Below are 12,104 nucleotides of genomic sequence, written 5' to 3' on the forward strand. Positions count from 1 at the left end.
TTCGCTGCCGAACAGTCTGCAGGAGTGATGGGTATGAAAAATTCGGTGTCGATCGTTGCCGCGATGGCAGCGACATTGGTGATCTCGGGGTGTTCGGTCTTCACTCCGCCGCGTGACTCTTCGGACGGATCCCAGTCCCAATCGGGTGATCTCTCTACAACACCGTCGACGTTCGTTCAGCAACTCAACTCTCGCGCTGCCGGCGTCGCGGGGACGATCGAGGTGACCGGCGACCGGGCAGATCGATCATTCAGCCCCGCCAACCTCGGCATCTCGTTCGAAGCGACGGACCTCGCCGATCCGCGGCTGGACCCCGACGCCTCGAACCTCGACGATCTGCTCAACTCGATCGGATCGCCGGCGCTGCGCTTCGGCGGCAACGGCCTCGACCGTCGGACGTTCTGGACCTCGACGGGGGAGCGGCCGCCCAAAGCCGAACAAGTGGCCGTTACCCCCGACGATCTCCGCCGTCTCAAGAAGCTCCTCGACCGCACCGGCTCAACGGTCACCGTCGGCATTCCGCTCGGTACCTACGACCCGGAACGCGGAGCCGACATGGCCATCAATGCGATCGACATCCTCGGCGATTCCCTGGTCGGTCTGGCCATCGGCAACGAACCGAACGGATACACCGTCAAGGACGTCCCCAACGGCGCGGTCCGCGGTGACGACTGGAACCGCACCGAATACGTCACTCAGCTCGAAGCCTACGCCGACGCGATCCACGCCCAGCGACCCGATGCCCCCATCATCGGACCCGACGCCTACGACGGCGCCTGGATGGACGCCTTCCTCAACTCCGACGTGAGCAATAAGACCGCGCTCTCCCAGCACTGGTACCAGCTCTACGAATGCGACTCGACCCAGGTTCCTGGGCGCGGGCCCTTCGCCGAGAACCTCGTCGATCCGCTCGCCAAACAGGCCGCGAAGGACAACATCGAGATCGGCCTCGCCAAAGCCGACGCCGCCGGACTGCCCCTCTGGATGGAGGAGACCGGCCCGACGAGCTGCGCCGGCACCAACGACACCTCGCTGACCAACGCCGTCTCTCTCTGGGCCGCCGACTACACCCTTTACGCCGCCTCACTCGGCGTTGAACGCATGGCGATGCACTCGATGCTCGGGGCCTGCAACGGCGGAGCACCGATGTCGCTCGTCTGCGACCCTGCCGACCTCGGTCAGACCTCGAACACCTTCGAAGGCCGACCCCAGTTCGCCGCGCTCCGGTTGCTCGTCCCGAGCATCGGCGGAACCTTCACCACGACATCCGTCGACGGCGGCGACGACATGAGCGCCTACACCGTGAGCAAGGACGACGGCCGGACCCTCGTGACGACCATCATCAATGCCAACGACGCCGCCAGCATCAGCGCCAACCCCGTCACGCTCGAGATCCCCGACGGATACTCCGTCGACAAGGCCTCACAGATCTACGGACCATCGAACGACGCGAAGAACGCCACGTCGGTGATCCCATCCAGCCCGCTGCCCGACGATGTTCCCTTCAGCGGCCCCACCCCGACCACCGATGCCAGCGACGGCACAGCTGAAGCGGGGGAGGGGCCCGACAACGACCTGCGGATCGACCTCGCGGCGAGCTCGGCCACTGTCTTCATCATGACGAAGGACTGACCGCGGCCGGAAAGTGCGCGAGCATGAAAACGGCGACTTCGGAAGCCCAGCGCCGCTCAGTACCCCAGTGACGCGAGGTAGTGGAGGAACTCCTTGAGATCCGTTCCCGCCAGGGCCTGACGCAGGGCCGGAACCGCCTCGGCGTCGAGGGTCACCTGCACGGTCCCATCGTCGAGGCGCTCCGACTTCGACGGCACGGTCACCGTGACGACATCATCCTGGGGGATCTGCCGGATCGCATTCGCCACCTTGCCGAGCACGACCGTCGTCAGCCCCGCATCGGTGAGCACCCCGGCAGACACCGTGCCGAGCACCGTCGTCAGCTTCGCCGGATCCTTGACCAGGCCACCTTGCCGCAGTGCCTGAACGAGCGCCCGCAGCAGTGCGCGCTGATTCCGGGTGCGCGTCTGACCGGCATCGTCGACCGCCTCGGCGGCGGCGAACGACATCGCCGAGGCGCCGTCGAGGGTGTTCGTGCCCTCGGTGAACGTCGCGTCGCCGGCACTGAACGCCGACCGGCTGTAGACCGCGACGGACCCGAGCTCATCGATGACCCCGGCCAGCGCCGTCGCCGTGAGCTCGATGATGTGGTCGATGCGGATGCCGAGGACCTCCTCGGCGATCGCGACGAACACCGGCCACCCGCCCTCGTCGACGAGAGCGGCCAGCGTCAGCCCCGATTCGACCTGGACGGCGGGATTGAGGACGAGGATCGCCGCGATGTCACCGTCGGCGGCGACATGGATGATCGCGAACGTGTCGCCCTGGCTCGTGGTCGCATCATCGGTCGTGATCCGCACGGCGATCGTCTGCGCCTCCGAGGCGACCGGGCGGATGTCGGCAGGAGGGAACGCACGGTCGTCGGTGTACTTGCGTGCGGCGTCGTCGAACTCGCTGCGGGCCTTGTTGAGTCCTCCGAGCGACCCCAGCGCTGACGCCACCGTCTTGAGCTTGACCATTGCGCTGCCTCTTCCTCTGTCATGTCTGTCGATTCGCCTGCCCCACCCCGCGCCGGCGGGCACCGACGTCAGCACCCGCGGCACTGCAGGTGAGGGGTTCACAGGGTCTTCTCAAACTCTATCGCCAATGGTCGTCCGGCTCCATCTCCCCACACCCCGAAGAGTCCGCTAATCCGGAGGAGAAGAGACTCGGGGCGGGTGCTCGCGCTGCACCCGCCCCGAGAGTTCATCGGCAGTTCGGTCTCACGCCGAACAGCAGCCCGTCACGCCCGCGACAACGATGCGTCGGTGGCGGCGGTCCGGTCGGTCGCCTCGGCGCCGGGGGCCGCCTCCGCACCCGCAGGGGATCCCGAACCTGCGCCCGACGGAGAATCAGCCGCGGAACCCGCGCGGGCAACGGAATCGGCACCCGAGCCGGAGCCGACACCCGCGGCACCCTCGTCACCGTCGTCGCCCGCCACCGGGTGACCGTGGTTCTCCGGGTCGAGGCTGAGCTCGTCGAACGGGCTGGTGCCGTTGAGCGCCGCCCGGGCCTGGTCGAGGTCGATCTCCTTCGTCCACTTGCCGATGAGCAGGGTCGCCACGGCGTTGCCGGTGAAGTTCGTCAGGGCCCGGGCCTCGGACATGAACTTGTCGATGCCGACGATGACGCCCATGCCGTCGAGCAGCTCGGGCCGGTGCGCCTGGAGGCCGGCGGCCAGGGTCGCGAGTCCCGCACCGGTGACACCGGCGGCACCCTTCGAGGCGATGATCATGAACACGAGCAGGGAGATCTGCTGGCCGAGGTCCATCGGCATGCCCATCGCCGTGGAGACGAAGAGCGCGGCCATCGTCAGGTAGATCGCGGTGCCGTCGAGGTTGAACGAGTACCCGGTGGGCACGGTGATGCCGACGACCGGCTTCGACACGCCTGCGTGCTCCATCTTCGCGAGCAGACGCGGCAGCGCGGACTCCGACGACGAGGTCGAGAAGATGAGCAGGTACTCCCGGGCCAGGTACTTCATGAGCTTGAAGATGTTGAAGCCGGTGACGATCTTGAGCAGCCCGCCGAGAACGATGACGATGAAGAGCGCACACGTGAGGTAGAAGGCGCCCATGAGCACGGCCATCGACCCGATCGCGGCCCATCCGGTGGCGCCGACGACCGCGGCGATCGCACCGAACGCGCCGATCGGGGCGACCCACATGATCATCATCATGATCTTGAAGACGACGGCCTGGATGTGGCGGATGCCGGTGATCACCGGCTCGCCGGCCTTGCCCATCGACTGCAGCGCGAACCCGACGAGGAGCGCGAGGACGAGGGTCGGCAGGACGGGGATGTCACCGGGGATGAGGCTGAGGAGGAACGCGACGGTCGCATTCGACTCCCCGCCCGCGGCATCCTCGTAGGGCCGCAGCTGCAGGCCGTCACCGGGGTGGATGAGGTTGCCGACGACGAGCCCGATGATGAGGGCGAAGGTCGCCATGCAGAGGAAGTAGATCATCGCGAGACCGCCGACCTTGCCGACCGTCGCGGCTTTCGCGACCGATCCGACGCCGAGGACGATCGTGCAGAAGATGATCGGGGCGATGATCATCTTGATGAGCGCGACGAACGCGGTGCCCAGCGGTTTGAGCGCGATGCCCACCTCGGGGGCGATGAGGCCGATCGCGGCACCGGCGAACACGGCGGTGATGACCATGATGTAGAGCCAGTGGGTGCGGTCCTTCTTCTTCGCAGGGGCCTGCCCGGTAGCGTCGTGGGCGGTGGCGCCGGCGGGAGCGCTTCCTGCGGGTCCCTGGTGGGCCCCGGTCGGTGTGGTGTTCTCAGGCGGCATTGCCTTCCCTCCTCATTGAGTGGTGGACTCGGAGATGATGGTCGAGTCATGGTGCGTGTCCCCGGCGACCGTGCGCCGGATGGGTGGTCAGTGCACCAAGAGTGGCAAGATTCGTAATCTGAGTCACGGTTGCGTTCATAGTGTTCATGGAGAGAGGAGGAGTGCGATGAGAGCAGGCCTGCGCGCCGGCCGCCGCGGCCCCCGGCATCTGCCGCTGGCCCGTCGGCTCTTCGTCTCCCAGCTCGTCCTCATCGTCATCGTCTGCGCGGTGCTGAGCATCACGAGCTACGCCTCGACGCGCAGCGCGGCCCGTGACGCCGCCGGTGACCGGGTGCTCAGCATCGCCGAAACGCTCGCCCACGACCCCTACGTCACCGAGGCGGTCGCCGGCCCTGACCCCTCCGCGGCCCTCCAGCCGTATGCGGAGACCGTGGTGAGCACCGCCGACGTCGACTTCGTGACGATCATGGACCGCGACCGCACCCGCTACACCCATCCCGACCCCAGCGAACTCGGCAAGGACTACATCGGCACCATCGACACCGCCCTGAGCGGGCAGAGCCAGACCGAGGAGTACGTCGGCACGCTCGGCCCCTCGATCCGGGCGATCGTCCCGATCGTCGACGACTCCGGCGAGGTCACCGCGATGGTCGCCGTCGGCGTCACGCTCATGGCGATCTCTGTCGCCCAGGCCGCCGCCGTGCCCCAGATCATCATCGTCGCGGCCGTTGCGATCGCCCTCGGCGGGCTCGGGTCGTGGATCCTCGCCCGCTATCTGCGCCGGGTCACCCTCGGCTACGGTCCCGAACAGCTCAAGCGCCTCTTCGCGTTCTACGACTCCGCCCTCCACTCCCTGCGCGAGGGGCTCATCCTCATCGACGATTCGGGCCGCCTCGTCCTCTACAACGATGAGGCGGCGACGCTCCTCGACCTGCCCGCTCCCGATGAGCGACAGCCGGTTCCCCTCGCCGAGGTGGCCCTCCCGGCTTCTGTCCGTGCCCTAGTCGAATCCGGTCGGGTCGCCGTCGACGAGACCCACCTCACCGCCGACCGTGTCCTCGTCATCAGCCAGAAGCCCGCGACCCAACCCGATGACCGCGACCCCGAGGCGACCGGCGGCACCGTCGTCACCCTCCGTGACCGCACGGACTTCTCGGAGCTCGCCGGGGAGCTCGAGACCCTGCGCACCCTCTCCGACGCTCTGCGGGCGCAGACTCATGAGCACGCCAACCGGCTCCACACGGTCTCGACCCTCATCGAACTCGGCCGCCTCGACGAGGCGCTCGAGTTCGCCGTCCGCGACGAACAGGAATCCCAACGGCTGACGGACACGTTCGTCGACTCTCTCGACGAGCCGTTCATCACCGCGCTGATGATCGGCAAGGCCGCGCAGGCCCATGAACGCGGCATCGAGTTCACCGTCACCGCTGCCGGCGAACTGCCGCCGGGCAGCCTCGATGCCCGCGACCTCGTGACGATCGCCGGCAACCTCGTCGACAATGCCCTCGACGCCGCCGCGGACTCGGCCGAACGGCACGTGTGGGCCGACTTCGTCGCCACCGGGGCCGGCGGGGAGCTCATCATCACGGTCGCCGACACCGGTCCGGGCATCGCCACTGCCGAGGTCGATGCGCTCTTCCGGCTCGGGGCCACAGACAAGGAGGCCCCACCGGAGGCGGGCGGTCGGGGATTCGGGCTCGCGCTCGTCCGGCAGGCGGTGGGCCGCCTCGGCGGGGAGCTCACCGTCGACTCCGACGCCGGGGCGATCATCACGGTCACCCTGCCGCTGACGGCGGCGGACGACGAAACTGCAAACGATGACATGGGAGGTCGCGATGGTCGAGAGGTCTGAGGAGCGGGAGCTCACCGTCCTCATCGTCGAGGACGATCCCCTCACCGCCGAGGCGCATGCGGACTTCGTGCGCCGGGTGCCGGGGTTCGCCGTGGCCGGGATCGCACTCGGCGGCGTCGAGGCGCTCGCCCGCTACGACGAGTTCGTCGCCGCCGGGCAGCCCGTCGACATCGTCCTCCTCGACATGAACCTCGTCGACGCCCACGGCCTCGACGTCGCGAAGCGGATGAACAGCCGCAACGTCGGCACCGACATCATCGCGATCACCGCGGTGCGGCACCTCCAGGTCATCCGCGCGGCGATCTCGACTGGGATCACGCAGTACCTCATCAAGCCGTTCGCCTTCGCGGCGTTCCGGGACAAGCTCGAGAACCAGCGGGCCTTCCGGCAGGGACTGACGGGGGAGGGGTCGCTCGCGACGCAGGAGGCCGTCGACAATGCGCTGAGCGCCCTGCGCTCGGTTCCCCGCGGCCGGTTGCCGAAGGGCCTCATCGAGGAGACCCTCGAAGCGGTCTCGACCGCGGTGCGCACGGCCGACTCACCCGTCTCGGCGACCGAGGTCGGCACGCGCCTCGAGCTCTCCCGGGTCACGGTGCGCCGCTACCTCGAACACCTCGTGACGACGAAGCAGGCGATCAAGCAGCCCCGCCACGGCACCCCCGGACGGCCGGAGTACGAATACCGCTGGGCGTGAGAGAGCTGACTGTCTCGACTCGGAGCACTGGCTCAGGGGCCGACGCTCAGATCATCCACTGGGCCGGTGACGCTGCGGCTGCGGGAGACGCGGCGCTCGGGGCCGGGGCCGCAGCAACCGCAGCGTCCGCCGGGTCCTCCGCCGCCACCTCGGCGAGGTCGCCGGTGAACCGGTTCGCCCACGCATAGACGTCATGGTCGGCGACGACCTCGGCCATCGCGTCAATGCGGGCACGTGCCGCACCGGCATCCATCGCGACCGCCTCGGCGATCGCCTGGACCATCGCCTCCCGGTCATGGGGGTTGACGATGAGGGCATCGGTGAGCTCGTCGGCGGCCCCGGCGAACTCCGAGAGCACGAGCGCCCCGCCCCGGCCGGCCCGCGCGGTCACGTACTCCTTCGCGACGAGGTTCATGCCGTCGCGCATCGACGTCGCCAGGAGGACGTCGGCGGCGAGGTACCACGCGATGACCGACTCGAACGCGTAGTCGCGGTGGAGGTAGTGGATCGTCGTCCCGGCGAGCCCCGCGAACTTACCGTTGATCCGCCCCACGGTGCGCTCGATGTCCTCACGCAGCTGCCGGTACGCCGGGATCCTCTCCCGCGAGGGCACCGCCACCTGGACCATCCGCGTCGTCCGCGGATCGAGCGTGCCGTTGTCGAAGAGCTCCTCGAGGGCGAGCAAACGTTCGAGGATGCCCTTCGTGTGATCGAGCCGGTCGATCCCGAGCAGGAGGGTCTCAGGTTCCCCGAGGTCGGCGCGGATGCGCGTGGCCTCTGCCTGCGCCTGCCCGCTGCCGGCGATGTCCCGAATGTGGCCGACGTCGACGGAGACGGGGTAGGCGTCGATGACCGTCGCCGAGGCGGTCGATGCGGGGCCGAGCAGGGCCGCGCAGGCGGCCTCGAAGTTCCGCACGTCCCGCCGGCGCTGGAAGCCGATGACATCGGCGCCGAGGATGCCTTCGAGGATCTCCGTGCGCCACGGCAGCTGGGCGAAGAGATCGACGGACGGGAACGGAATGTGCGAGAAGAACCCGATGCGCACATCGGGACGCAGCTCCCGCAGCAGCCGGGGGACGAGCTGCAGGTGGTAGTCGTGGATCCAGACCGTGGCATCGGGCGCGCAGACCTCAGCGGTCACCTCGGCGAAGCGCCGGTTGACCGCGACATAGGCCTCCCACCACGATCGGCGGAACTGCGGGGTCGAGACATTGGTGTGGTAGAGCGGCCAGAGCGTCGCGTTCGCGAACCCCTCGTAGTAGGCGTCGATCTCCGCTGAGCCCAGCGCCACGGGGATGAGCGGCATTCCGTGGTGCGTGCGCGGCTCTTCGGCGGTCTCCCCGCCGGCCCAGCCGACCCATGCGCCGCGGCTGTGCTCGGTGACCGGCGTCAGCGCCGTGACCACACCGCCGGGCGATGCCCGCCAGGCATCGGCGGCGCGTTCGCACGGCAGCCTGTTGGCCACCACGACATAGGGATGTGTGTTCATGCCTACCAACGACCTCGTCTGTTCGAAACGCGCGCGCCGGGCGCGGCGCAGCGCTCGTCGCGAAGAGAATACGCCTCTATTTTTACGTTGTAAAAGTATGAAATAAAACAGCTGGTGGACGCCCGGTTTCCACCCGCCTCTACGGCGTAAGATGGAGTTTGTTGGTTAATGGTCTGAACATGGATTACAGTGTAAGCAAGCGGTCAGGTTCAGCGCCTGATTGCGGTGACGCTGACCGTCCCTGCGCCTCTGCGCTCCGGGTGCTGCGGCACGTCGCGCGCACCCGCGCGACGCATCGCGCCGATACCCCGGAAGCGGGCATCGGGCACGGTCGGCACCGTGCTGGACAACAACATAAGGAAATAAGCTCATGGGTTTCATTGCATACCTCATCCTCGGCCTCATCGCCGGCGCCATCGCCAAGGCGATCCTGCCGGGTCGTCAGGGCGGCGGCTGGATCGCCACTCTCATCCTCGGCGTCCTCGGCGCCCTCGTGGGCGGCTGGCTCGGCGGGATGATCTTCGGAGTCGAGATGGACGCGTTCTTCTCGCTCTCGTCGTGGCTGTGCGCGATCGGCGGATCGCTCATCGTCCTCGTCATCTGGGGTCTGATCACCGGTCGTTCGCGCGCGGCGCGGGACTGATTCAGCCGCCTGTGATGATCGCTTGATCAGCCCTGCCGGTGGGCGCGTTCTGTGGACTAAACTGAGCCGAGAACGCGTCCGCCGGTCACGGGTCGGGCGCGGTCGCACGTGAAGTGCAGGACCTCGCGACAGATGGAGGGACGGGGCATCCCCTCGCACCTCTGATCAGTGATTCCAGGAGTAGTCATGGCCCGCCAGCGTTTGCGCCAAGAGGACATTGTCAAGGCAGCGATTGCCTACATCGATGAATTCGGCGTCCAATCGCTCTCTATGCGGAGGTTGGGAATGTCGCTCGACGTCGAGGCGATGGCACTGTACAACTACGTTTCCGGACGCGAACAGCTCGTGTCCCTCGCCGTCGACGAGCTCATCGACGACCTCTTCGACGAAGAGCTCATGCAGGAGCAGCCCGAATCCTGGGAGGCGTTCCTGCGCTTCGTTGCCACCGCGATGCGCGATCTCGCACTCGGCCATCCGCGGATGTTCCCCCTGATGATCACGCAGCCGCCGGAAGCTCCCTGGCTGCGCCCGCCGCTGCGCAGCGTGCGCTGGGTCGACTACTTCCTCACCGCGCTCACCGAGTACGGCTTCTCCGACGACCGCGTCGTCGACACCTACAAGGCCTTCACGAGCTTCCTCCTCGGCCAGCTCGTCCTCGAGGTCTCGGCGATGGGCATCGACATCGCTTCGACTACCGATGCCGATGCCGATGCCGATGCCGACAGCGACGAGGACGAGGGACTCTCCGGGTACCCGACGCTCAAGCAACTGCAGGCCAAACTCGCCGAAGATCACTCGGACCGCGAATTCGACGACGGCCTCGACGACCTCATCGAGCGCATCCGCGCGATCAAGGACACATAAGCACCAATACCACCGCGCGGCACCGCGGCCGACCTGTCAACCACTCCTCGCTATTCCCAATGGGAGCGTGACCCCGAACCGTGACCCCTGCTTCCCAAGAATGGTCTCCTCATGCACACCTCAACCACTGCCTCACCGTTCACGCTCATCACCGATCCGCTCACCCCGTGGTGGGAGTCGGACCTCGCCTCCGACCGCGGCACCGCGCTCGTCAGCTGCGTGAACAACAGCGCGCCGGTGCGCAAGATGATCACCGGGCTGCAGGAGTTCTGGGGTCTGAGCGGGACCTCGACCCAGCTCGAGCAGTGGGACGCACTCGCCGCGACCGCGGCGATCGACGTCGCGGCGGCCCGTATGCTCGAACCGCATCTCGACGCCCTCGGCATCCTCGCCGAGGCGGGGAGCGGCACGCCTGAACCCGGCACAACGTGGGGTGTCTTCGCCGCAGAGGCGCCGGGCACCGTGCTCAGCGCCATCGACCTCGACGAGGGGACGGTCCATCTCATCGGGGAGAAGCCTTGGTGCTCCCTGGCCTCCCAGCTCTCCCACGCCATCGTCACCGCCTACCACGGGCAGATGTCCCGGGCCTTCGCCGTGAGCCTCACCGATCCCGGGGTGCACCCGTCGACGGCGCCGTGGCCGAGCCTCGGGCTCAGCGAGATCCCGAGCGGGTCGGTGACCTTCGACTACGCCCAGGCCACGGTCGTCGGACCCACCGGGTGGTATCTCGACCGACCGTCGTTCGCGTGGGGCGGGATCCGGGTTGCCGCCTGCTGGTTCGGCGGTGCCCTGGGCCTGGCCCGCAGTGCCGCACAGCGACACTTCGCCCGGCCGCAGCCCTCACCGCTGGGCAACCTCACGCTCGGACAGCTCGACGCGGAGATCTTCGCCGCCCGCTCGGCCCTCGCCCAGGCAGCACAGGCCGCCGACGGCTCCGAGGCCTACACCCGTGACGAGGCCTGGGAACTGGCCCTGCGCGTGCGCAACATCGTCTACCGTGGGTCTCAGCGGATCGCGCAGCTCGCCCGCGAACTCGCCGGCCCCGCCGCGCTGACCGGCGATCGGAGCTTCGCGAAGGCCGATGCCGACCTCACCGTCTACCTCAGCCAGCATCACGGGGCCCGCGACGAGGCGGCGCTCGGCGACGTGATCGTCACCGGATGATGTTCACCCACCTCGAGACCAGCACCTCGGAAGACGCGTGGATCCGCGCCGGGGTCCGCGACCTTCCGCGCCTGCAGGAGTGCGGCGGATCCGTCGTCGTGCTCCTCGCCCACCCCGATGACGAGGCGCTCGGCTGTGCGGCACTGCTGCGCCGCCTCGGCGAGACCGACGCCCACGTGACCGTCCTCCTCTTCACCGCGGGGGAGAACTCCCACCCGGGGTCCCCGACGCACACCCCGGCCGACCTCAGGACGATCCGCCTCGACGAGTTCGATGCGGCGCTCTCAACCCTCAATCCGACCGCGGCGAGCACCCTGTTCGACCTCGGCGACGGGGCGCTGGCTGCCCACCAGGAGACGATCCTCGCCGAGGCGGTGGCTGCAACCGCGGACCTGCCCGGTCCGCTCACCATCGTCGCCCCGCACCACGCGGACGGTCACAGCGATCATGATGCCGTCGGTGAGGTCGCCCGCGAGGTCGGGCGGCTGAGAGCGGCGACCGTGCTCGAGTTCCCGATCTGGTACTGGCATTGGGCTGACCCCGACGATGCCGCCTGGCGGTCGTGGCGCTTCCTGCCCGACCCGGACGGCCTTGACCGGGAGGCGCTGTGGGCGCACTATCCGTCCCAGATGGAGGATCTTTCGGACGCTCCCGGCGACGAGGCGATCCTCCCGCTTGATGTCCTCGCGCACTTCGCGCGCGGGGGAGACACCTTCGCCGTGACCCGATTCGCCGGCGAAGAGCAGGAGCCGCCGGAGGCCGCCGAGGCGGTGGCGAACGATGCGCGGACGGCCGAGGCCGTCTTCGACCGCGTCCACTCCGAGCTGGTCGACCCGTGGGAGCTGCGCTCATCGGACTACGAGATCGCGAAGCGCGCGGCACTGCTGCGGGCGCTGCCGGGCGGCCGGTTCTCCCACGTCCTCGAGATCGGCAGTTCGATCGGGGCGCTGAGCCGGGAGCTCGCCGACCGTGCCGAGCGCGTTACCG

The 12,104-nt window shown here is 68.3% G+C and carries 10 protein-coding genes; 7 read left to right on the plus strand and 3 right to left on the minus strand.

What is annotated here, in order from left to right:
• Positions 1-222 precede the first annotated feature (222 nt).
• Positions 223-1,632, plus strand: coding sequence for a hypothetical protein (locus ABD154_RS07890; RefSeq protein WP_344251022.1), 1,410 nt, complete (start codon positions 223-225; stop codon positions 1,630-1,632).
• A 56-nt stretch (positions 1,633-1,688) separates the two neighbouring features.
• On the opposite strand, the gene ABD154_RS07895 is transcribed toward ABD154_RS07890, so the two are convergent.
• A complete protein-coding gene (locus ABD154_RS07895) occupies positions 1,689-2,591 on the minus strand; it encodes an LCP family protein (protein WP_344251024.1) in 903 nt (300 codons plus the stop codon).
• Positions 2,592-2,854: 263 nt separating this feature from the next.
• Complete coding sequence (locus ABD154_RS07900; RefSeq protein WP_344251048.1) at positions 2,855-4,276, minus strand: cation:dicarboxylate symporter family transporter; 1,422 nt, start codon at positions 4,274-4,276, stop codon at positions 2,855-2,857.
• A 301-nt stretch (positions 4,277-4,577) separates the two neighbouring features.
• Between ABD154_RS07900 and ABD154_RS07905 the strand changes: the two genes are divergently transcribed.
• Complete coding sequence (locus tag ABD154_RS07905) at positions 4,578-6,263, plus strand: sensor histidine kinase (protein WP_344251026.1); 1,686 nt, start codon at positions 4,578-4,580, stop codon at positions 6,261-6,263.
• On the plus strand, positions 6,229-6,957 hold the full coding sequence (locus tag ABD154_RS07910) for a response regulator (protein ID WP_344251027.1): 729 nt from the start codon (positions 6,229-6,231) through the stop codon (positions 6,955-6,957). Before ABD154_RS07905 ends, ABD154_RS07910 begins: the two co-directional genes overlap by 35 nt.
• A 46-nt stretch (positions 6,958-7,003) precedes the next feature.
• Here the strand turns inward: ABD154_RS07910 and ABD154_RS07915 are convergent, their stop codons facing one another.
• Positions 7,004-8,446: an alpha,alpha-trehalose-phosphate synthase (UDP-forming) gene (locus ABD154_RS07915; protein WP_344251028.1), complete on the minus strand. Its 1,443-nt coding sequence runs from the start codon at positions 8,444-8,446 to the stop codon at positions 7,004-7,006.
• 370 nt (positions 8,447-8,816) lie between these two features.
• On the opposite strand from ABD154_RS07915, the gene ABD154_RS07920 reads away from it, so the two are divergent.
• From ABD154_RS07920 to ABD154_RS07935, 4 genes are all read left to right on the plus strand, one after another.
• Positions 8,817-9,089 (plus strand): GlsB/YeaQ/YmgE family stress response membrane protein, encoded by a 273-nt coding sequence (locus ABD154_RS07920; RefSeq protein WP_137824771.1) that lies wholly within the window; start codon positions 8,817-8,819, stop codon positions 9,087-9,089.
• Positions 9,090-9,374: 285 nt separating this feature from the next.
• A complete protein-coding gene (locus ABD154_RS07925; RefSeq protein ID WP_232623823.1) occupies positions 9,375-9,953 on the plus strand; it encodes a TetR-like C-terminal domain-containing protein in 579 nt (192 codons plus the stop codon).
• 111 nt (positions 9,954-10,064) lie between these two features.
• Positions 10,065-11,117 (plus strand): hypothetical protein, encoded by a 1,053-nt coding sequence (locus ABD154_RS07930; RefSeq protein WP_198500446.1) that lies wholly within the window; start codon positions 10,065-10,067, stop codon positions 11,115-11,117.
• On the plus strand, positions 11,114-12,104 hold a 991-nt coding region (locus ABD154_RS07935), incomplete at its 3' end, for a PIG-L deacetylase family protein (RefSeq protein WP_344251029.1). The genes ABD154_RS07930 and ABD154_RS07935, both read left to right, overlap by 4 nt.

This window comes from Brevibacterium sanguinis (genome assembly GCF_039528855.1).
Classification (GTDB): Bacteria; Actinomycetota; Actinomycetes; order Actinomycetales; family Brevibacteriaceae; genus Brevibacterium; species Brevibacterium sanguinis.

Excerpts from the sequence above, each read along its gene's own strand:
- ABD154_RS07895 (WP_344251024.1), bottom strand. The coding sequence starts at position 2,591 with ATGGTCAAGCTCAAGACGGTGGCGTCAGCGCTGGGGTCGCTCGGAGGA.
- ABD154_RS07900 (WP_344251048.1), bottom strand. The coding sequence starts at position 4,276 with ATGGTCATCACCGCCGTGTTCGCCGGTGCCGCGATCGGCCTCATCGCC.
- ABD154_RS07905 (WP_344251026.1), top strand. The coding sequence starts at position 4,578 with ATGAGAGCAGGCCTGCGCGCCGGCCGCCGCGGCCCCCGGCATCTGCCG.
- ABD154_RS07910 (WP_344251027.1), top strand. The coding sequence starts at position 6,229 with ATGACATGGGAGGTCGCGATGGTCGAGAGGTCTGAGGAGCGGGAGCTC.
- ABD154_RS07915 (WP_344251028.1), bottom strand. The coding sequence starts at position 8,446 with ATGAACACACATCCCTATGTCGTGGTGGCCAACAGGCTGCCGTGCGAA.
- ABD154_RS07920 (WP_137824771.1), top strand. The coding sequence starts at position 8,817 with ATGGGTTTCATTGCATACCTCATCCTCGGCCTCATCGCCGGCGCCATC.
- ABD154_RS07925 (WP_232623823.1), top strand. The coding sequence starts at position 9,375 with ATGTCGCTCGACGTCGAGGCGATGGCACTGTACAACTACGTTTCCGGA.
- ABD154_RS07930 (WP_198500446.1), top strand. The coding sequence starts at position 10,065 with ATGCACACCTCAACCACTGCCTCACCGTTCACGCTCATCACCGATCCG.